Here is a 20,382-nt window from a genome sequence, read left to right as displayed (position 1 = left end):
GTACTTGAAAGGTCCAGCATTCCCTTGAGCGGCGCCTCGCACGACGTGACGCCTGCCGCATCAGTGTGACGCCTGCCGTATTAGTACGACTGCGGGGCCCGCCTGTGGACAACCGGCTCACCCGTCTCCGCCGACCTGGCAGCATGGCCGTGTGACAGCAGCAACGCACTCCACGCTCTTCCCGCAGGTCCCGGACTCGGCCGACGCGGTGCTCGAAGGGCTCGATCCCGAGCAGCGCGAGGTGGCCACCGCCCTGCGCGGTCCGGTGTGCGTACTGGCGGGCGCCGGTACCGGCAAGACCCGGGCGATCACCCACCGCATCGCCTACGGAGTGCGGGCCGGTGTCCTGCAGCCCTCCAGCGTGCTGGCCGTCACCTTCACCAACCGCGCCGCGGGGGAGATGCGGGGCAGACTGCGTCAGCTCGGCGCCGCCGGCGTCCAGGCCCGCACCTTCCACTCGGCCGCTCTGCGCCAGCTCCAGTACTTCTGGCCGAAAGCGATCGGCGGCTCGATGCCGCGCCTTGTCGATCGCAAGATCCAGCTCGTCGCGGACGCGGCCGCCGCCTGCCGTATCCGCCTCGACCGGGGCGAGCTGCGGGACGTCACCGGTGAGATCGAATGGTCCAAGGTCACCCAGACCGTCCCCGCCGACTACCCGCTCGCGGCCGTCAAGGCCGGCCGTGAGGCTCCCCGCGACCCGGCCGAGATCTCCCAGCTCTACTCCGCCTACGAGGACATCAAGCGCGACCGAGCCGTCATCGACTTCGAGGACGTTCTGCTGCTGACGGTGGCCGTCCTCCAGGACCGGCACGACGTCGCCGAACAGGTCCGCTCCCAGTACCAGCACTTCGTGGTCGACGAGTACCAGGACGTCAGCCCCCTCCAGCAGCGCCTGCTGGAACTGTGGCTCGGTGAGCGGGACAACCTGTGCGTGGTCGGCGACGCCAGCCAGACCATCTACTCGTTCACAGGAGCAACTCCCGACCATCTGCTCGACTTCCGTATCCGCCATCCCGGTGCCACCGTGGTCAAGCTGGTCCGCGACTACCGCTCCACGCCCCAGGTCGTCCACCTAGCCAACGGCCTGCTCGCACAGGCCCGGGGCCGCGCCGCCGACCACCGCCTGGAGCTGGTCTCCCAGCGCGCCGCCGGCCCCGAGCCCGTCCACACCGAGTACACCGACGAACCCGCCGAGGCCGAGGGCGCCGCCCAGCGGATCCGCGAGCTCGTCGACTCCGGCGTCCCGGCGAGCGAGATCGCCGTGCTGTTCCGTACGAACGCGCAGTCCGAGACCTATGAGCAGGCCCTCGCCGACGCCGGAGTGCCCTATCAGCTGCGTGGCGCCGAGCGGTTCTTCGACCGTCCCGAGGTGCGCAAGGCGGGCATCGCGCTGCGCGGGGCGGCCCGGTTCGGCGGCAACGACTCCCTGCTCGACGACGCCGTCGACCTGCCCTCCCAGGTGCGCGCCGTGCTGTCGGGCGAGGGCTGGACCACAGCGCCCCCGGCCGGTTCCGGTGCCGTCAGAGAGCGCTGGGAGTCACTGGCCGCCCTGGTGAACCTCGCGCAGGACTTCGCCGCCGCCAGACCCGGCGCCACCCTCGCCGACCTCGTCGCGGAACTCGACGAACGGGCGAACGCCCAGCACGCCCCGACCGTCCAGGGAGTCACCCTCGCCTCCCTGCACTCGGCCAAGGGCCTGGAGTGGGACGCCGTCTTCCTGGTCGGTGTCGCCGAGGGCATGATGCCGATCACCTATGCAAAGACCGACGAGCAGATCGAGGAGGAGCGTCGCCTCCTGTATGTCGGGGTGACCCGTGCCCGAGAGCGGCTCCATGTCTCCTGGGCCCTGTCGCGTGCGCCCGGCGGGCGTCCGAGCCGCCGCCCCAGCCGCTTCCTCGACGGGCTGCGCCCCGGTTCGGCCGCCGCGGCCGGCCGCGGCGCGGCGGGCGGTGGCGGAGGCGTCGAGCGCGGCTTCGCCGGCAGACCGGATGCCATCCCGCGCCGGACCCAGCGCACGCCGGCCCGCTGCCGGGTGTGCGGACGCACGCTCACCGACGCCGGCGACATGAAGCTGATGCGCTGCGAGGACTGCCCCTCCGACATGGACGAGGGCCTGTACGAGCGGCTGCGCGAGTGGCGCGCGCTCCAGGCGCGGCGCAGCGGACAGCCCGCCTTCTGCGTCTTCACCGACAAGACGCTGATGGCGATCGCCGAGGCGGCCCCCGACGACGAGGGGGAGTTGGCGCGCATCCCCGGGGTCGGCGTGCGCAAGCTCAACCGCTACGGTGCCGATGTCCTGACGATCTGCGCCGGTCGGGAGCTTGTGGAAGAGGAAGGCGGGGAATGACGCGAACTCGTCGAAAAAATAGTTTGCGCATGCCCCAGCAATCCCCATAGGTTCTTAGCCACGGGACAGGGGGCCTTCTCGGAGGCCCTGATTCCGTGTTGTACTTGCATATCCGTCGGACTGACTCACCCCAGTCCCCCGAGACGCCGAGAGGAGGCGATTGAAGTGATCAGCATCAGCAGCAGCTCCATCAGCACCGTCAAAATGACCGATCGCTCGGTCGTCTCCACGTGCATGCTCGGCGTTTCCAACCTGGGCACCGGTCTGTCCGGCATCCGTGCCGTGCGTCCGGCGTCCTCCGTGTCTCTCGCGGGTCTTCCCGTCCGTGTGCGCAATGAGCGACCGACCAAGGCACTGGAAGCAGTAGTGGCACGGGCGCATGCCTATGCCTTTACGGCAGCTGGTGCCGGAGACCGGAAGCAGACGAAGCAGCACCACCTGATGTGGGCCTTCCGTGGGCCAGAACCCTGGAGTGATCCAGCCTGATCGCCGATCAGGCCGGCGCCTTCAGGGCCGCGGAACCCCATCCGGGATCCGCGGCCCTTCTGTTTTCCCCGAACGGGGACGACGGAGCGAAGGCGCCTCGGGACAAGAAAAGAACCCGGTACCAGCCGACACCCGGCCCAACAGGGCCGGAACGACCAGACGAGGAAGACGAACCGTGCAACTCGAAGCGCACGCCCCGTCCGTACCGCCTTCCGAAACGATCCCCCCGCCCGGCCTCACGGAGGACTCCACCTTGACCCCGCTCACCGCGCTCACCGCGCTCGACGACGCCATCGAGAACCTCGGCGTACCCGTCCCCTGCCGCTCCTACGACCCGGAGGTCTTCTTCGCCGAGTCGCCGGCCGATGTCGAGTACGCCAAGTCCCTCTGCCGCACCTGCCCGCTGATCGAGGCCTGCCTCGCCGGCGCCAAGGAGCGGCGTGAGCCCTGGGGCGTCTGGGGTGGAGAGCTGTTCGTCCAGGGTGTCGTCGTCGCCCGGAAGCGGCCGCGTGGCCGCCCGCGCAAGAACCCGGTCACGGCATGAACACCGCAGGAACGATCGACAGCCCCCTCACGCACGACCCCAAGAAGGCCCCGATGAAGCCGTCCACCCAGGAGCCCGTGGGCTCCGCACTCGAAGACGTCACCACCAGCGGCGCGATCGACTCGCGTCAGAACAGGACCCGAGAGATGCAACTCATCCCAGAAGCCCTGGCTCGTGCGCATATGCACGACCGACTGCGCGAGGCCGAGCAGGAACGCCGGGCCGCGCGCCTGGTGACCGCCCGCCGGATGCAGCGCCGGGCGGAGCGCGCCTCGCTGCGTGCCCGCCGCGCGCTCGCCCTGGCGGTCATGCAGTAACCGACCACACCACAACCGGTGCCTCCTGACCAGGGAGGATGAAGGTCTCCCCGTGGGGGCCGGTCCGTTCTCACGGACCGGCCCCCACGGTGCGTTCCGCCCGCCGGTCCGGTCCCCGGCGTATCGTCACAGGGTGACGAGTTCCGCAGGCAGTGACAACGACGGCTCCGCGGCGCGGCCGCAGACCCTCGTGTGCTCCCGCTGCGGCACCGTGGCCGAGGGCCCGCAGCCCATCTGGTCCTTCTCCGTCGAGAACGGCGTCCGTCACTACCTCTGCGACACCTGCTCCCGGGAGAACCTCAGGGCGATCGAGGGGCGGCTGGACTCTGCCTGGTGGTAGAGCGGCGGTCGGCTCAGGCCTGCGCGGCCGACTCCTCCGCCTCTTCCTCTTCCAGGACGAACCCCGGCAGCCACGCCTCCAGTTCCTCACGCAGCCGCACCGTCGAACCCAGCTGGCACAGGACGCCGATTGTGCTCAATGTCACTCTGTGTATGAGGAGGTAGGCCGGCGGCAGATTGAGCTGCCTGCCCAGCTGGTGCGCGGGGGAGCGGGGGTCGGCGATACGGGCCGCCTGGCTGCGCATCCAGCCGCGGGTGAAGGTGAAGGCGTCGGCCTGGGCCGGTTCGATGATCGGCAGCAGGTAGTCGAGGACGGCGTCGGGGTCCAGTGCGATGGATTCCTTGACGAAGCCCTCCGTGCAGAGGAGTTCGTAGACGGCCTCCGCCTCGCCGTCGAGGGTCATGCGCAGGGATGTGCCGATGGGGGTGGGCAGGCCGCCCGTGAGCCGGTCGACCGTGCCGAAGTCCAGGACTCCCAGGCGCCAGTCGCCCTCGCCGTCCGGGCCGCCGGGCAGGAGACGGAAGTTGCCGGGGTGCGGATCGGCGTGCAGCAGTCCGGTGCGGGCCGGGCCGGAGAACAGGAACCGGGCCAGGAGCTGGCCGGCGCGGTCGCGCTGCTCCTGTGTGCCGTCGGTGATCACCTCGGCGAGCGGTGTCCCGTCGATCCACTCCGTGACCAGGATCTGGTCGCACTGGTGGACCACCTGGGGGACGACGACGTCCGGGTCGCCCGCGAACTCCTCGGCGTGGGCGCGTTGGGCCTGTGCCTCCAGGCCGTAGTCCAGCTCCTCCGAGACCCGGTCGCGCAGCTCCGCGATGAGCGGCTTGATGTCCATGCCCGGAATCAGGGGTCCCAACAGGCGGGCGAAACGGCTCAATTGGTTCAGATCGGATAGCAGGGCCTCGCCGGCTCCCGGGTACTGCACCTTGACCGCCACCTCGCGGCCGTCGTGCCACACCCCTCGGTGCACCTGTCCGATCGACGCGGCCGCCGACGGCTTGTCCTCGAACTCCAGGAACAGCTCCTGCCAGTCCTCGCCGAGCCGCTCCTGCAGCACCGTGTGCACCGTGCGCGTCGGCATCGGAGGCGCCGCCTCCTGAAGCTTGGTCAGCGCCGCCCGGTAGGGGCCGGCGACCTCCTCGGGAAGCGCGGACTCGAAGACGGACAGGGCCTGGCCGAACTTCATCGCGCCGCCCTTGAGTTCGCCGAGCACCTTGAACAGCTGCTCCGCAGTGCGCTGTTGCAGCTCGCGGCCGACGATCTCCGCGGACTCGCCCACGATTCTCTTGCCGAGGCCCCAGGTGGCCCGCCCGGCGAATCCGAGCGGGAGCGCGGCGAGCTTGGCGGTCCGGGTGACCGCCTTCCGGGGAAGATCAGACATGCGCCCTCCAAGTCCCAGCCAACCGTGCCGCGTCTGTACCAGGACGTAACATCGTCGACGGCCGTTGTACCGCCATTGTCTCGTGCGACGCCGCGTCCTCGGCGGAGTGTTCCCTGTTACCTTTCTCCGCTGCTCCACATGCGCACGAGGAGTGTGCCCGGACCGGCCTTGCACGCCAGTGGAGAGACGGCAGGGAGACCTCCCAGCGCACGCCGGCACCCGAGGGCCCCCGGCCGTCCAGGAAGGCGAGCGCGTGGGCCGCCGCGAGTCCCGCGACCGCGGTGGCCAACGCCAGGTCGCAGGGCGGCCCCGTCTGCCGTGCCTTGCCGGAGCGCCACTGCGTGACCAGCCGGGGCCAGACGGGATCACGGTCGGTGCGGTCCTCGTGCAGACAGCCCGCGCACCCCGTCTCACCCGGCAGGACGAGCGGCCCCACGACACCGGTCGCCTCCACGACACCGGCGTACAGATGGGGAGTGCCGGAGGCGACGAGGGCGTCCGCGGCGGACGGGGCGGGCGCGTGCACGGCGACGTCGTCCCGCGGGGCGAGGATCACGAGGGACAGGCCCGGGTCGTCGGTCCCGGCCGGTGCCCGGGAGCCGCGGCGTGGCGGACGGTCCGGTGCCGCCCGGCGCACGGCTCGCCGGGCGGCCTCGTCCCGGCGGTCGCCGACCGACTCGGCGGGCAGGCCGCCCGGAGCGACGTCCCAGGGCTCGACCCGGCCGCAGTCGCGCACGTCGACCTCGCCCACCCCCGCGCCCGACAGCAGTGAGGCCAGTACCGCGCCCACCCGTCCGGCGCCTCTCACCTGTACGCGCAGTGACCGGCGGGCGGCCAGGAGTCCCAGCGCCTCTCCCGGTTCGGACGTGGTCAGGGACAGCGAGGCCAGATCGGGGCGCAGCCGGTCGAGCAGTTCCGGCTTCGCGCGCAGGGCGTCGGCCGCCGGTCCGCCGCCCCGCGCGTCGTCGAGGAGCCCGGCGCGCGCCAGCCGCTCGACGAGCCCGTCGACCTGGCCGTCGGGCAGATCCATCCGCCTGCCCTCCTCCCGCAGGAGCTCCGGCCCGCGAGTGCCGTTGAGCAGGTCGAGGAAACTGCCGGTCGCGGTGTCCATCGGACCGAGCGTCATCGCGTGCGCCGGGGTCATCCCGAACTGCACCGTGTTGAGATCGCGCCAGCCGCGCCTGAGCGCGGGCTTCACCATCGGAACCATCGCTTGCATGACAGGCCCCCGTAGCCCTCGTAGAACATCCCCGTCTGCCGGTGGAGCGTCGCTCGGAATCGGTCGCAGCTCCGCCGGCCACAGCCAGCATGCCCGCATGCGTCACCGGGCGGCGAAAGTTGTCCACAAAGGGCAAGGATTCGTCGTACGAATCAGACGCCTGACGGGGGATCGGAACCGAACCGTCCCGGAGTCGGGACTTCCCCCGTGTGCAGCGGGTAACGTCGGGGCGTGCCCGCCGACCCACTGCAAAGCGCCGGAACACCGCAGCGCCGCACGACGAGCCAGCCGCCGAGAGGCTCGGGGGCGAGCGCGATCGAGGTACGCAGGAGCGCCCGTCGACGACGGACGGTCTCCGCGTACCGCGAGGGCGATCGCACCATCGTGCTCATCCCTGCCCGGATGTCCGAGGCCGAGGAACAGCGCTGGGTGAGCGTCATGCTCGACAAACTGGCCGCCCAGGAGAGCAAGCGGGTCCTCGGGGACGCGGAGCTGGAGCAGCGCGCCGAGCGTCTTTCGGCGCAGTTCTTCGACGGCCGGGCCCGTCCCGCGTCGGTCCGCTGGGTCACCAACCAGAACACGCGCTGGGGTTCGTGCACACCCTCCGAGGGCAGCATCCGCCTCTCGCACCGGCTGCAGGGCATGCCCGAGTACGTCGTCGACTACGTTCTCCTCCACGAACTCGCACATCTGCTCGTGCCCGGACACGGGCCCCGTTTCTGGCGGCTCCTGGAGGCCTACCCGCGGACCGAGCGGGCCCGCGGCTACCTCGAGGGCGTGGTCGCCGCCGACCGGCTGCCCCATCTGCCGGGCACCGGGGGCGAGTAAGCCCATACCGAGCGAGAACGCCGGGCGGCACACCCGGGCGGCAGCCCCCGGGGCATGGGATTGTGTACCGGCTCTGTACCGACATCCTCCGGCATGCTCCGGTGTCCGAAATTGACGTTAGCCTGGCGCGACGCACTCACATTCGGGATGGGGGACGGTCGTTACGCATGGCCAGGGAATTCCAACGCGGCCACAAGGCCAGGATCAGTGACCTCACCACGGGTACGGATCTGTACGTAGGCGTGCAGATCAGCGGCCCGGGGCTGAACTTCGACATCAGCTGCTTCGGCCTCGACGCCGACGAACGGCTTTCGGACGACCGGTACTTCGTCTTCTTCAACCAGCCGAAGTCTCCCGAGGAGTCCATCCAGCTCCTGGGCGCCCAGTCCGGTGACACGGAGTCCTTCCGGGTCACGCTCGACCGGGTTCCGCCGCAGATCCAGAAGCTGTCGTTCACGGCGACCATCGACGGCGCCGGGCAGATGTCGCAGATCGCCCCCGGATACGTCCGGATCGTCGCCGGCGGCGAGGAAGTGGCCCGCTACTCCTTCAACGGTTCGGAGTTCTCCACCGAGCGGGCGGTGATGCTGGGCGACTTCTACCTGAAGGACGTATGGCGGTTCGCCGCGGTCGGTCAGGGCTTCGACGGCGGCCTCGACGCGCTGCTCAAGAACTTCGGCGGCGAGGTCCTCGAGGAGGAGGCGCCCGCCCCGCAGCAGCAGGCCCAGAGCGGCGCCGCTCCCGGCTTCGCCCCGCCCGCCCAGGCCTCCGCGCCGCCCGCGTTCGGCGCTCCGGCCGCGGCGCCTGCTCCGGCCGCCCCCGCGCCCGCTCCGGCCCCCGCGCCGCAGCCCGCACCGCAGGGCTTCGCGCCCCCTCCGGGAGCCACTCCGCCCCCGGCCCCGGCGCCCGCCGCACCCCCCGTGCACTCCGCACCCACCATCGTCGCGCCCATGACACCGCCCGGCGGTGCCCCGGTGCCGCCTCCGGCCCCGGCGCCCGCGCCGTTCGGACAGCCGGGCCAGCAGCCCGCGTACGGCCAGACGCCCCCGCCGCCGCCCGGCTACGCCCAGCCCCAGGCCCCGCAGGCCCCGGCGCCGCCCCCCGGTTACGGGCAGCCGACCCCGCCCCCGGGATACGGCCAGCAGCCCCCGTTCGGGCAGGTCCCCGGACAGCAGGCGCCGTACGGAGCGCCGCAGGGCATGCCCCAGGGCGCGCCGCAGGGCGCCGGTGTGGCGGCCGCGCTGCAGCAGTTCAAGGAGACGCCGACCGGGCAGCGCTGGACGCAGCAGAACAAGAAGATGGTCCGCGTCGACCTCGGCATCGGCGGCCAGCCCGTGCTCGCCCGCCAGGGCAGCATGGTCCTCTACCAGGGCAAGGTCGACTTCAGTTACAAGGGCGCCGGGTTCGCCGGCCGGATCGTGGGCAACGCGACCGGTCAGGAGATGCAGCTGATGCGCTGTACCGGCCAGGGACAGGTGTTCCTCGCCGAGAACTCCACGATGCTGCACCCCATCGAACTCCAGGGCGACGGCATCTGTGTCTCCGCGGAGAACGTCCTCGCCTTCGACGAGAGCCTCCAGTACGAGGTCCGCCGTATCGAGGGGCACGGTATTCCCGGCGGCGCGCTGTTCACGATGCAGTTCCAGGGCACCGGCACGATCGTCGTGAAGACGCACGGCGTGCCCGTGGTGCTGCCGGTCACGCCCACGACGTTCGCCGACTGCAATGCCGTGATCGCCTGGTCGTCCGCCTCCCAGGTGGTCGTCTCCAGCCAGGTGCGCATGCGCCGCAACGCGTACGCCGGCGACACCGGGGAGAGCGTCAACCTCCAGTTCCGCGGCGCGCCCGGCAACTTCATCGTCGTCCAGCCGTACGAGATCTGAGGGAGAGCCCGTCATGAACCAGCCGCTCGCGGGCTACGCCCCCGCACCGGTCACCGCCCGCATGGAGAACCACGGCAACCACATGCTGAAGGTCGCCCTGCAGACCGGAAGCGACCTCCTCGCGCGCGTGGGGTCGATGGTCGCCTACGAAGGCTTCATCCAGTACGAGCCCAACCCGCCGGCCGTGCGCCAGATCGCCCGCGACTGGATGACCGGCGAGGGCGCGCCGCTGATGAAGTGCTCCGGGGACGGCCTGCTCTACCTCGCCGACTACGGCGCCAATGTCGTCGTGATCAACCTCAACGGCGACGGGATCTCCGTCAACGCCACCAACCTGCTCGCCTTCGACGCGCATCTGACCTGGGGTGTCGAGCGCGTGAAGGGGCTCGCGAAGTTCGCCGGACAGGGGCTGTGGAACACCAAGATCTCCGGGCAGGGCTGGGTCGCGCTGACCTCCCGGGGCAAGCCGATCGTCGTGGACTGCGGCGGCGGCGAGAACGAGACGTACGTCGACCCGGACGCGCTCGTCGCCTGGTCCCCGAACCTCAAGGTGAAGGGCAAGCGCAGCTTCAAGGCGCAGTCACTGATCGGCCGGGGCAGCGGCGAGGCGTACCAGATGGCCTTCTCCGGCCAGGGCATCGTCGTCGTCCAGCCCAGCGAGGACAGCACCGACCGTCTCCGGCTCCGGGGCTGAGGGGGATCACCACACCATGCAGAGCCCGCTTTTCGCCTACAACGACCAGCAGACCCAGGAACGCTGGAGTCTGCAGAACAAGCAGATGCTGCGCGTCGTCCTGGAGGGCCACGACGACATCCTCGCCCGCAAGGGCACCATGGTCGCCTATCAGGGCCTCGTCGAGTTCGACGCCGAGCACCAGAGCGGCCAGCAAAGTCGCGCGCGTGCTCACACCGGTGAGGGCCTCGACCTGATGCGCTGCCACGGGCAGGGCACGGTCTACCTGGCCAACCTCGCCCAGCACATCCACCTGATGGACGTGGACCAGGACGGACTGACCGTCGACAGCAGCTATGTGCTGGCGATGGACTCCTCCCTGCACCACGAGGTCATCGCCGTCGACAGCCAGTACGGCATCTCCGGCTCCGGGAAGTACCAGCTCAACATCACCGGACGCGGCCGGGTCGCCCTCATGACCTCGGGCGCACCGCTGATGATGCAGGTGACGCCGGACAAGTACGTCAACTGCGATGCCGACGCGATCGTCGCCTGGTCGACCGGGCTGCGTGTGCAGATGCAGGCCCAGACGCACTCCTCCGGGGTGTGGCGCCGGCGTGGCAGCACCGGTGAGGGCTGGGAGCTCAGCTTCATGGGCAGCGGTTACGCGCTCGTCCAGCCCAGCGAGCTGCTGCCGCCGCAGAACGCCGTGATCGGGCAGGGCGTCGCCGCCCAGTTCGGCATGGGCCAGCAGGGCGCCCGCGGCCAGAACCAGGGCAACGTCTGGAGCTGACCGTCCAGAATGCAGACGTAAGGGGCGACCACCTGGGCGGTCGCCCCTTACCCATGTCTCAGGCACCCATGTCTCAGGCACCCACGTCTCACACCGCCGACCTCGCGCGCGTCGCCTCCAGCAGTCGTACGACCGACTCGTCCGCCACGTCCGCCACCTCGTCGTACGGGAACCAGCGCACGTCGAGTGACTCGTCGCTGACCGCGTGGGCCGCGTCCGGCGGTGCCAGGACCGCGTACTGGACGTCGAAGTGCCAGTGGCACGGCGGCGGGATCGGATGCAGGTCGAGGCGCACCGGGCCGCCCGGCAGCAGCGTCAGCCCGGTGATTCCGGACTCCTCCGTGGCCTCGCGCAGCGCCGCCGCCTCCAGGGAGGCGTCTCCCGGTTCGCAGTGGCCCCCCATCTGAAGCCACATCCTCAGCTTCCGGTGCAGGGTCAGCAGCACGCGGCCGCGCACGGGATCGATCACCAGGGCGCTCGCCGTGAGGTGGCCGTCCGCGCAGGCCTTCCACATGCCGTCCGGGTGCCCGGCCAGATGGTCCAGGTAGGCCTGGCGCAGCTCTGCCTGGTCCTCGTAGCCCTTTAGTACGAGGACCGCGTCGTCGTACAGGTTCACTCGGCGTCGTCGCCCTTGGGGGCGTCCTTGGAGCCGTCGTCCTTCTTTCTGAGGTCGGGCTTGTCCGCCTTTCTGAGGTCGGGCTTGTCGGCCGCCTCGCCGAGCATCTTGTCCAGCTCGGAGAAGTCCAGCTGCTCCCGGTGCACGAAACCGTCCGGGTCGTCCAGGTCGGAGGCCGTCGGCAGCATGTCCGGGTGGGCCCACAGACCGTCGCGGCCGTCGACACCGCGCGCGTCCGTCAGCGACGCCCACAGACGGGAGGCGTCACGCAGGCGGCGCGGGCGCAGCTCCAGGCCGATCAGCGTGGCGAACGTCTGCTCCGCGGGACCGCCCGAGGCGCGGCGGCGGCGCAGGGTCTCGCGCAGCGCGTCGGCGGACGACAGGCGCGGCTTCGCGGCCGCGTGGACCACCGCGTCCACCCAGCCCTCGACCAGCGCCAGAGCCGTCTCCAGACGGGCCAGGGCGGCCTTCTGCTCGGGCGTGTCCTCCGGCTGGAACATGCCCTGCTGGAGGGCGTCCTGAAGCTGCTCCGGGTTCTGCGGGTCGAACTGGCCGACCACGTCCTCCAGCTTGGCCGTGTCGACCTTGATCCCGCGCGCGTACCCGTCGACTGCGCCGAACAGGTGGGAACGCAGCCACGGCACATGGGCGAACAGGCGCTGGTGGGCGGCCTCACGGAGGGCCAGATACAGCCGCACCTCGTCCTTCGGCACGCCGAGGTCCTTGCCGAACGTCTCGATGTTCACCGGTAGCAGCGCGGCCTTGCCGGCCGGGCCGAGCGGCAGGCCGATGTCGGTGGAGCCGACGACCTCGCCCGCGAGCACGCCGACGGCCTGCCCGATCTGGGTGCCGAACATGGCGCCGCCCATCGAGCGCATCATGCCGATCAGCGGGCCGGCCATGGCCTGCATCTCCTCCGGCAGGACGTCACCCATGGCGGTGCCGACCCGCTCGGCCACCGGGTCGACGAGCTCCTTCCAGGCCGGCAGGGTCGCCTCGACCCACTCCGCCCTGCTCCACGCCACCGCGGTCCCCGCACCGGACGGCAGGGACGTCACATCGTCCAGCCACAGGTCGGCCAGGCGGACGGCCTCCTCTACGGCGGAGCGCTCGGCCGGGCCGACGCTCGCGTCCTTCGTGCCGTCCGCAGTGCCCTGTGAGACGGTCTGGCGGGCGATCTGCTTGGCCATGTCCCAGTTCACCGGACCGCCCTCGTACGAGAGCATCTGGCCCAGCTGCTGGAAGGCGGCGCCCAGGTCGGTGGGGTTCAGCGAACCGAACATGGCAGCGAGCGGATTGTCGGCGCCGGGGCCTCCGAAGCCCCCTGCGCCGGGCAGTCCGAATCCGAACGGGTTGGCCGGGTCCTGACCACCACCGCTCTCCTGGTCCTTCTTCTTGCCCTCGTCGCCGTCGTCCGGCTCCTCCGGCGGAAGGCCGAATCCGAATGGGGTGTTACTCACGGGAATCCTCGGCTGGTAAGGCCGCCGGTTCTTTCCGACGGCGCGACTGCCCGACAACACCACCCAGGGTAGACACCACAGGCCGTTCGGGCCTCGGTGCTTCGCCGACTCTCGGCCTGCGGCAGGATGGATGCCACCTGGTACGTACGCGTCACTCGCGCCCGTATTGATGACAACCGCTGGAGACACCCGGTGAGTTCCCCAGATCCGCAGGTTCGCGCAGCGCGAAACCAGTCAACCAGTCCCGCCACGCGCGGGCCCGTCGTAGCGGTCACCGGCGCCGCGTCCGGCGTGGGCGCGCTGCTCACCGAGCGGCTCGCCGCCTCGGAGGAGATCAAGCAGGTCATCGCCATCGACGAGCGGCGCGGTGACTGTGCGGCGGCACAGTGGCACATCCTCGATGTGCGGGACCCCGCGATCGCCGAGAAGCTGCGCGGTGCCGACGTGGTCGTGCACCTGGCGCTCGATCTGTATCTGGAGACCGACGCGGCCGCCCGAACGGCGTACAACGTCCGGGGGACGCAGACCGTGCTGACCGCCGCGGCGGCGGCCGGGGTGCACCGGGTGGTGCTGTGCACGTCCTCGATGGTCTACGGGGCGCTGCCGGACAACGAACTGCCGCTGTCGGAGGACGCCGAGCTCAGGGCCACGGCGGAGGCCACCGGGGTCGGCGACCTGCTGGAGATCGAGCGGCTCGCGCGCCGGGCCCCGCGGGCGCATCCGGGACTCAATGTCACCGTCGTGCGCCCGGCGGTGCTGGTCGGCGGCACCGACACCGCGCTGACCAGGTACTTCGAGTCGCCCCGGCTGCTCGTCGTCGCCGGTTCGCGGCCCGCCTGGCAGTTCTGCCATGTCGAGGACCTGTGCAGTGCGCTGGAGTTCGCCGTCCTGGAGAAGGTCGACGGGGAACTCGCCGTCGGATGCGAGGGGTGGCTCGAACAGGAGGAGGTCGAGGAGCTCAGCGGGATCCGGCGGATGGAGCTGCCGTCGGCCGTCGCCCTGGGCGCGGCGGCCCGGCTGCACCGGATCGGTCTCACTCCCTCCCCGGCCGGCGACCTGGCGTACACGATGTATCCCTGGGTGGTGAGCGGGAGCCGGCTCCACGACGCGGGGTGGCGGCCGCAGTGGACCAACGAGGAAGTGCTCGCGGAGCTGCTGGAGGAGGTCTCCGGGCGGCACACCGTGGCCGGCCGGCGGCTCGGCCGCAAGGACGCGACCGCGGCGGGGGCCGCGGGGGCGACGGTCGCGCTGCTGGGCGCGGCGGCGGTCGTGCGGCGGGCGCGGAAGGCGCGGCGGCGGATCTGAGGCGGCGCGTCTCGGGAGGGCCTTTCGGAGGAGGGGCGCCCGCCGCTGGTGCGGGGGTGGGCCGCCCCCTCGCCGTTGCGGCGGGGGATTTCGCCCCCGCCGCCCCGGCCCTCCCTGTCCCTGTAGGCGGTGCCCCCAGACCCCCGCTTCGGCCTCCGGCCTCGTCCTCGAACGCCGGACGGGCTGTGTGCCCTGGAGGACGCTCCAACACTCCACGCGCGCGTGGAGGGCGAAAGGCCCGTTCCGAGTCGTCGGCGGAGTGCGGCAGGATGGAGGCATGGCACGCACCAACGACCACCCCGGCGAGCAGGTCGGGCAGGACCCGATCAGGCTCATCGCCCTCCGCGAGACCGCACTCTCCCTGGACGAGGTCTTCCGGGCCGTCGGGGACGACGCCGCCGGTGGGACCGCTCTCTTCGTCGGCACCGTGCGCAACCACGACGGCGGGGCCGACGTCGACGAGCTCGGCTATTCCTGCCACCCCAGCGCCGAGACCGAGATGCGGCGGATCGCCGAGAAGGTGGTCGCCGAGTATCCGGTGCGGGCGCTGGCCGCGGTGCACCGGATCGGTGACCTCAAGGTGGGGGATCTCGCCGTGGTCGTCGCCGTGTCGTGCCCGCATCGCGGGGAGGCCTTCGAGGCCTGCCGGAAGCTGATCGACGACCTCAAGCACGAGGTACCCATCTGGAAGCACCAGAGGTTCTCCGACGGCACCGAGGAGTGGGTCGGCGCCTGCTGATCCGTTCCCGGGCACCGCCGGCCGATCCGCCCCCGCCACCGGCCCGGCCTTCCGGTTGCGTAACCACCCCCCTGCCGTGAGCGTTGTCGGTGCAGATGGTTAATCTGCTGATCAGTCAGTTGCGGTCGCTCATGTGGGGTCGGGAGGTCGGTATGGCGGCGCTCGCCTGGTTGCTGATTCCGCTTGTGGCTGCGATCGGCGCCGGTCTGTGGGGAAGTTGGGCCAACCGCACCCGCAGGGCACGGAACGACGGGCCCGAGCTCGACGGATACGCGCGCTTTCGCGCCGCCATGGAGAAGCCGCACTCCCGGCACATGACGGAGCAGCCCTGACGGTGCGCTGACAGGGCCGTCCCGTACTGTCGTGGCATGCCACGCCGCACCGCGACGATGCTCGCCTCCACCCTGATGCTGATCGCGCTCCTGTGCGCGGGAGTCCTCATCCCCGTGCCGTACTCGGAGCTGTCGCCGGGGCCGACGGTGAACACGCTCGGCGATCACGACGGCGAGCCGGTGCTGCAGATCTCCGGGCGCAAGACCTACCCGGCCAGTGGCCACCTCAACATGACCACGGTCCGGGTCACCAGCGCCGACTACCGGATGAACATCGTCGAGGCGGTCTACGGATGGCTTGCGCACGACAACAAGGTCGTGCCGCACGACACGCTGTACCCCGACGGCAAGACGGAGGAGGAGTCCACCCAGGAGAACGCCGAGGAGTTCAGCCAGTCCCAGGAGACGGCCAAGGTCGCCGCCCTGAAGGCGCTGGACATCCCCGTGCGGTCCTGGGTGATCGTCTCGACGGTCGTCAAGGGGTCCCCGGCCGAGGGCAGGCTGCACGCCGGTGACGTGGTCAAGGCCGTGGACGGTACGGCGGTGAAGGAGCCGGCCGACGTCGCCGAGCTGGTGACCAAGCACAAGCCCGGCCAGGACGTCGTCTTCACGGTCGTGCCCGCCAAGGAGCAGGCCGCCGCCGAGAAGGAGAACAGGACGGCGACGAAGACCGAGGACATCACGATCACGACCGCCCGGTCCGACGACAGCCTCGAGAAGCGCGCCATCGTCGGGATCTCCGCCGGGACCGACCACACGTTCCCGTTCAGCATCGACATCAAGCTCGCCGACGTCGGCGGACCGAGCGCCGGGCTGATGTTCGCACTCGGCATCTACGACAAACTCACACCCGGCAGCCTGACGGGCGGGAAGTTCGTGGCCGGCACCGGCACGATCGACGACGACGGCAAGGTCGGCCCGATCGGCGGCATCCAGATGAAGACGGTCGGCGCGCGCGACAAGGGCGCCCGGTACTTCCTGACGCCCGCCGACAACTGCTCGTCCGCGGCCAAGGACACCCCCGCGGGGCTCACCCTCGTCAAGGTGAACACCATCGACGACGCGCTCGGCGCCCTCAGGGACATCCGCAGCGGCAAGACCGCCGACCTGCCGACGTGCACGGTGAGGTAGCCCGGCGGGCTGCCCGGGGCCGTTCCTCGGGCTCGGGGGGCTACTCCTCGAACGTCGCCGCCAGCGCCTCCGCGAGGCCCGGGACCAGGTCGCCCCCGGTGAGGACCTCCGTCGGGGAGTCCTTCTCGCGCAGCCGCAAGGCCGAGTCGCGGGAGCCGTCACGCAGTACCGCGACGGTCATCCGGACCTCCTGGCGGTCCGGGTGCCGGGCCACCCACTGGGCGAGCCTCTTCTCGTCCAGCCCCTCGGGGACGGAGGTCTCGGCGGAGGGCGGCAGCATCAGGCGCTCCACCGTGAGCGCGCAGCCGGCCACCGCGTCGGGCCAGGCGATCGTGCCGAGGAACTCGTCCAGCGCCTTGCCGGCCGGGATCTCGTCCTGCTCGATCGGGGTGAGACCGGAGGTCTTCGGCTCTTCGTCCAGGCCCAGCTGGGCCGCGAGCGCGGGTTCCTGGGCGCGCAGCCGTGCGGTGTCTACGAGGGCGAAGAGGCGGGCGGGCTGGTCCCAGCCGAGGCCGGAGGCGTACTCGTCGATCTCGAGCACGGCCCGGGTGAGCGGGCTCGCCGCCATGGGAGTGTTGGACATGGTCACAATCCTGCCTCGTTCCTGACCGGAATCGGGAACCGAGTAAAGCGTGAGTAAGTTGCATAGGTGTGGGCCTACGATCACGAGGCCCCCGGACGGCCCGAGCGATGAGGGTCTGACGGATCGACAGCGAACTTCGAGGTGCACACCTTGGCTTTCCAGATGCCGGACCGCGGCGGAGGCCCGACGGGGCCGCGGATGAGAGTGGGCCGCCCGTCCCGGCGCGTGCGGACCCTGCTCATGACACTGGGCGTCCTGGCCGTTCTCGGCATGGCGTTCACCATGTTCGCGGGCTTCTGGACGGACTGGCTCTGGTACCGGTCGGTGCACTACTCGTCCGTCTTCACGACCACGCTGTGGACCAAGATCGGGCTGTTCTTCGTCTTCGGCCTGCTGATGGCCCTCGCGGTCGGCTTCAACATCTGGCTGGCGCACCGCATGCGGCCGCCGCTGAGCGCCATGTCGATGGAGCAGCAGAGCCTCGACCGTTACCGGATGGGCATCGCGCCGTACAAGACGTGGCTGCTGCTCGGGATCACCTCCCTGGTCGGCCTGATCGCGGGTGCCTCGGCGTCGAGCCAGTGGCGCACCTGGCTGATGTGGGTCAACGGCGTGCCCTTCCACCAGAAGGACCCGCAGTTCCACCTCGACGTCTCCTTCTACGCCTTCGACCTGCCCTGGTACCGCTTCCTGCTCGGCTTCGGCTTCGCCGCCGCGATCCTGTCCCTGATCGCCGCCGCGCTCACGCACTACCTCTACGGCGGGCTGCGCATCACCAGCCCGGGCGCGCGCGCCACGGCCGCGGCCACCGGGCACCTGTCGGTGCTGCTGGGTGTCTTCGTGACACTGAAGGCGATCGCGTACTGGCTCGACCGGTACGGCCTCGCGGTCAAGTCCAGCGACTTCAAGGCGACCGACAACTGGACCGGCCTCAGGTACGTCGACGCCAACGCCTATCTGCCGGCCAAGACGATCCTGTTCTGCATCGCCGTCATCTGCGCCCTGCTGTTCTTCGCCACTCTGTGGCGGCGCACCTGGCAGCTGCCGGTGATCGGCTTCGGCCTCATGGTGCTCTCGGCGATCCTGATCGGCGGCCTGTACCCGGCCATCGTCCAGAAGTTCCAGGTCCAGCCGAACGAGCAGGCCAAGGAAGCGCCGTACGTCGAGAAGAACCTCAGGGCGACGCGTGAGGCGTACGGCATCCAGGGTGCCAAGGTCACCGATTACTCGGGCAAGAGCAACACCCAGGACAAGACCAAGCTGCGCGACGACGTCGCCTCCACGGCGAGCATCCGGATCATGGACCCGAACATCGTCTCGCCGACCTTCCAGCAGCTCCAGCAGATGCGGAAGTACTACGCGTTCCCGAACAATCTGGACGTCGACCGTTACAACAAGAACGGTCAGGACCAGGACACAGTCATCGGTCTGCGCGAGCTGAACCTCCTCGGCGTCGACAAGCAGAACTGGATCAACAGCCACTTCCGCTACACCCACGGCTACGGCGTGGTCGCCGGCAAGGGCACCACGGCCGATGCCGAGGGCCGTCCGGTCTTCACCGAGTCCGACCTGCCGTCCAAGGGCGACCTCGGGGCGTACCAGCAGCGGATCTACTACGGCGAGAAGACCGACACGTACTCGATCGTCGGCGGTCCCCAGAAGGAGATCGACTACTCCGACGACAGCGGCGAGAAGACGACCAGCTACGAGGGCAAGAGCGGGGTCAACCTCGCCAACCCGATCAACCGGGCCGCGTACGCGGTGGCGTTCAGCGAGCCGCAGATCCTCTACTCCGGGGCGATCGGCAAGGGGTCACGGATCCTGTACAACCGCACCCCGAAGGAGCGTGTCGAGGCCGTCGCGCCGTGGCTGACCATCGACGGCGACGCCTACCCGGCGGTCGTGGGCAACAAGATCCAGTGGATCGTCGACGCGTACACGACGACGAACGGATACCCGTACGCCTCCCGTACGACCCTCGGCTCCACGACGGCCGACTCGCTGACGGCGACCAACGACTCGCGCGCGGTGGTGGCCCAGCAGAACCAGGTCAACTACATCCGCAACTCGGTCAAGGCGACCGTCGACGCGTACACCGGCGAGGTCAAGCTCTACCAGTGGGACACCGCGGACCCGGTCCTGAAGACCTGGATGAAGGCGTTCCCGGGCACGGTGGAGCCCAAGTCCGACATCTCGGCCTCGCTGATGGCCCATCTCCGGTACCCGCAGGACCTGTTCAAGGTCCAGCGCGAGCTGCTCACCCGCTACCACGTGAAGGACGCCACGACGTTCCTCAGCGGCAGCGAGGTGTGGCAGGTGCCGGACGACCCGACCAACAAGTCGGGCAACGCGGTGCCGCCGTACTACCTGAGCATGAAGATGCCCGACCAGGCGGCGCAGGCGTTCTCGCTGACGACGACCTTCACGCCCAACGGCCGTGACAACCTGAGCGCGTTCATGTCGGTGGACGCCGAGGCGGGCACGCCCGACTACGGCACGATCAGAATCCTGAAACTGCCGACCAGCACGACCGTCGACGGACCCAAACAGGTCCAGAGCCAGTTCAACTCCGAGCAGGACATCGCCGAGTCCATCCGGCTGCTGAGAGGCGGCGACTCGGAGGTCGAGTACGGCAACCTGCTGACGGTGCCGCTCGACGGAGGACTGCTCTACGTGGAGCCGGTCTACGTACGCGGTGGCGGACTCAAGTACCCGCTGCTCCGGAAGGTGTTGGTGACCTACGGAGGTGCCACCGCGTTCGAGGACACCCTCGACCAGGCCCTCAACAAGGTCTTCGGGGCGACCGGTCCGACCACCCAGCCACCCCCGGACGAGGGCACCACGAACCCGCCGCCGACATCGAGCAACCCCACGGTCCAGGAAGCGCTGAACGACGCCCAGAAGGCCTTCGACGCCGGCCAGGAGGCCCTGAAGAAGGGCGACTGGCAGGCTTACGGACAGGCACAGAAGGACCTCGAAGAGGCCCTGCAGCGGGCCGAGGATGCGCAGTCCAAGGCCGACAGGACCGGCGGCGGTGACAAGAACAGCGGTACCGGCGGCCCGAGTCCGAGCAGCAGCCCCGGCGGCTGAGCGATAACTGATCAACTGCCCGTCCCGCGCCGTGATACGGTTGCCGCACAACGGCGCGGGGTGGAGCAGCTCGGTAGCTCGCTGGGCTCATAACCCAGAGGTCGCAGGTTCAAATCCTGTCCCCGCTACTGAATGCGAAGGCCCGGATCCTCCAGGATCCGGGCCTTCGTGGTGTGCGAACGGATGTGCCGGGGTGTGGGACCGCCGCGCCGCTGTGGGGAGTTGGGGGAACTGTGTTTGACTTGTCTCTCTGTGGGCATGTCGACAAAACGCTGAAGTGACCTCACTGGCTGCGGTATACCAGGTGTACCCAGG

General features: G+C 70.2%; 19 protein-coding genes and 1 tRNA gene. 15 read left to right on the top strand and 5 right to left on the bottom strand.

The window, feature by feature from the left end:
- Nucleotides 1-151 precede the first annotated feature (151 nt).
- The 5 genes from F7R91_RS10910 (at nucleotide 152) to F7R91_RS10890 (ending at nucleotide 4,034) form a co-directional block, all read left to right on the top strand.
- The gene (locus F7R91_RS10910) at nucleotides 152-2,347 is read left to right on the top strand and encodes an ATP-dependent DNA helicase UvrD2 (protein ID WP_150947051.1); all 2,196 of its coding nucleotides are present in this window, start codon (nucleotides 152-154) and stop codon (nucleotides 2,345-2,347) included.
- 165 nt (nucleotides 2,348-2,512) lie between these two features.
- Complete coding sequence (locus F7R91_RS10905; protein ID WP_150947049.1) at nucleotides 2,513-2,833, top strand: hypothetical protein; 321 nt, start codon at nucleotides 2,513-2,515, stop codon at nucleotides 2,831-2,833.
- 175 nt (nucleotides 2,834-3,008) lie between these two features.
- Entirely contained in the window at nucleotides 3,009-3,377 is a 369-nt protein-coding gene (locus F7R91_RS10900) for a WhiB family transcriptional regulator (RefSeq protein WP_019072119.1), read from the top strand.
- Entirely contained in the window at nucleotides 3,374-3,694 is a 321-nt protein-coding gene (locus F7R91_RS10895) for a hypothetical protein (protein WP_150947047.1), read from the top strand. The genes F7R91_RS10900 and F7R91_RS10895 overlap by 4 nt, the downstream gene beginning before the upstream one ends.
- A 133-nt stretch (nucleotides 3,695-3,827) precedes the next feature.
- Nucleotides 3,828-4,034, top strand: coding sequence for a hypothetical protein (locus tag F7R91_RS10890; protein ID WP_150947045.1), 207 nt, complete (start codon nucleotides 3,828-3,830; stop codon nucleotides 4,032-4,034).
- A 13-nt stretch (nucleotides 4,035-4,047) separates the two neighbouring features.
- On the opposite strand, the gene F7R91_RS10885 is transcribed toward F7R91_RS10890, so the two are convergent.
- Complete coding sequence (locus F7R91_RS10885; RefSeq protein ID WP_150947044.1) at nucleotides 4,048-5,415, bottom strand: ABC1 kinase family protein; 1,368 nt, start codon at nucleotides 5,413-5,415, stop codon at nucleotides 4,048-4,050.
- Nucleotides 5,408-6,625, bottom strand: a complete 1,218-nt coding sequence (locus F7R91_RS10880) for a ThiF family adenylyltransferase (RefSeq protein ID WP_150947042.1) — start codon at nucleotides 6,623-6,625, stop codon at nucleotides 5,408-5,410. Before F7R91_RS10880 ends, F7R91_RS10885 begins: the two co-directional genes overlap by 8 nt.
- A 240-nt stretch (nucleotides 6,626-6,865) precedes the next feature.
- Here F7R91_RS10880 and F7R91_RS10875 point away from each other — a divergent pair, with 240 nt between their 5' ends.
- The 4 genes from F7R91_RS10875 to F7R91_RS10860 all read left to right on the top strand — a co-directional run bounded on the left by F7R91_RS10875 (nucleotide 6,866) and on the right by F7R91_RS10860 (nucleotide 10,811).
- Nucleotides 6,866-7,462 (top strand): M48 metallopeptidase family protein, encoded by a 597-nt coding sequence (locus F7R91_RS10875; protein ID WP_150947040.1) that lies wholly within the window; start codon nucleotides 6,866-6,868, stop codon nucleotides 7,460-7,462.
- Nucleotides 7,463-7,629: 167 nt separating this feature from the next.
- Entirely contained in the window at nucleotides 7,630-9,345 is a 1,716-nt protein-coding gene (locus tag F7R91_RS10870) for a TerD family protein (RefSeq protein WP_150947038.1), read from the top strand.
- A 13-nt stretch (nucleotides 9,346-9,358) separates the two neighbouring features.
- Nucleotides 9,359-10,039: an AIM24 family protein gene (locus F7R91_RS10865; protein WP_150947036.1), complete on the top strand. Its 681-nt coding sequence runs from the start codon at nucleotides 9,359-9,361 to the stop codon at nucleotides 10,037-10,039.
- 16 nt (nucleotides 10,040-10,055) lie between these two features.
- Nucleotides 10,056-10,811 (top strand): AIM24 family protein, encoded by a 756-nt coding sequence (locus F7R91_RS10860; protein ID WP_150947034.1) that lies wholly within the window; start codon nucleotides 10,056-10,058, stop codon nucleotides 10,809-10,811.
- Between the two features lie 88 nt (nucleotides 10,812-10,899).
- Here the strand turns inward: F7R91_RS10860 and F7R91_RS10855 are convergent, their stop codons facing one another.
- Together F7R91_RS10855 and F7R91_RS10850 are read right to left on the bottom strand one after the other, a co-directional pair.
- Complete coding sequence (locus F7R91_RS10855; RefSeq protein ID WP_150947033.1) at nucleotides 10,900-11,427, bottom strand: NUDIX hydrolase; 528 nt, start codon at nucleotides 11,425-11,427, stop codon at nucleotides 10,900-10,902.
- Nucleotides 11,424-12,887 (bottom strand): zinc-dependent metalloprotease, encoded by a 1,464-nt coding sequence (locus tag F7R91_RS10850; protein ID WP_150947031.1) that lies wholly within the window; start codon nucleotides 12,885-12,887, stop codon nucleotides 11,424-11,426. Before F7R91_RS10850 ends, F7R91_RS10855 begins: the two co-directional genes overlap by 4 nt.
- A 192-nt stretch (nucleotides 12,888-13,079) precedes the next feature.
- Between F7R91_RS10850 and F7R91_RS10845 the strand changes: the two genes are divergently transcribed.
- The 4 genes from F7R91_RS10845 (at nucleotide 13,080) to F7R91_RS10830 (ending at nucleotide 16,394) form a co-directional block, all read left to right on the top strand.
- Entirely contained in the window at nucleotides 13,080-14,192 is a 1,113-nt protein-coding gene (locus F7R91_RS10845; RefSeq protein WP_150947030.1) for an SDR family oxidoreductase, read from the top strand.
- Between the two features lie 277 nt (nucleotides 14,193-14,469).
- Nucleotides 14,470-14,931 (top strand): molybdenum cofactor biosynthesis protein MoaE, encoded by a 462-nt coding sequence (locus F7R91_RS10840; RefSeq protein ID WP_150947028.1) that lies wholly within the window; start codon nucleotides 14,470-14,472, stop codon nucleotides 14,929-14,931.
- Nucleotides 14,932-15,083: 152 nt separating this feature from the next.
- Nucleotides 15,084-15,263: a hypothetical protein gene (locus F7R91_RS10835; RefSeq protein ID WP_150947027.1), complete on the top strand. Its 180-nt coding sequence runs from the start codon at nucleotides 15,084-15,086 to the stop codon at nucleotides 15,261-15,263.
- 36 nt (nucleotides 15,264-15,299) lie between these two features.
- Nucleotides 15,300-16,394, top strand: coding sequence for a YlbL family protein (locus F7R91_RS10830; RefSeq protein ID WP_150947025.1), 1,095 nt, complete (start codon nucleotides 15,300-15,302; stop codon nucleotides 16,392-16,394).
- A 40-nt stretch (nucleotides 16,395-16,434) separates the two neighbouring features.
- On the opposite strand, the gene F7R91_RS10825 is transcribed toward F7R91_RS10830, so the two are convergent.
- Nucleotides 16,435-16,977 carry a PPA1309 family protein gene (locus tag F7R91_RS10825; RefSeq protein WP_150947024.1) on the bottom strand — a complete coding sequence of 181 codons (543 nt, stop codon included), beginning with the start codon at nucleotides 16,975-16,977 and terminating at the stop codon, nucleotides 16,435-16,437.
- Nucleotides 16,978-17,139: 162 nt separating this feature from the next.
- Here F7R91_RS10825 and F7R91_RS10820 point away from each other — a divergent pair, with 162 nt between their 5' ends.
- Together F7R91_RS10820 and F7R91_RS10815 are read left to right on the top strand one after the other, a co-directional pair.
- Nucleotides 17,140-20,067 carry a UPF0182 family membrane protein gene (locus F7R91_RS10820; RefSeq protein ID WP_225320611.1) on the top strand — a complete coding sequence of 976 codons (2,928 nt, stop codon included), beginning with the start codon at nucleotides 17,140-17,142 and terminating at the stop codon, nucleotides 20,065-20,067.
- A gap of 54 nt (nucleotides 20,068-20,121) precedes the next feature.
- Nucleotides 20,122-20,195: transfer RNA gene (locus F7R91_RS10815), tRNA-Met, on the top strand.
- Nucleotides 20,196-20,382 lie beyond the last annotated feature (187 nt).

This window comes from Streptomyces luteolifulvus (assembly GCF_008806595.1).
In the GTDB taxonomy this organism is placed as follows: Bacteria; Actinomycetota; Actinomycetes; order Streptomycetales; family Streptomycetaceae; genus Streptomyces; species Streptomyces luteolifulvus.
This window is presented reverse-complemented; position numbering and strand designations above follow the sequence as displayed.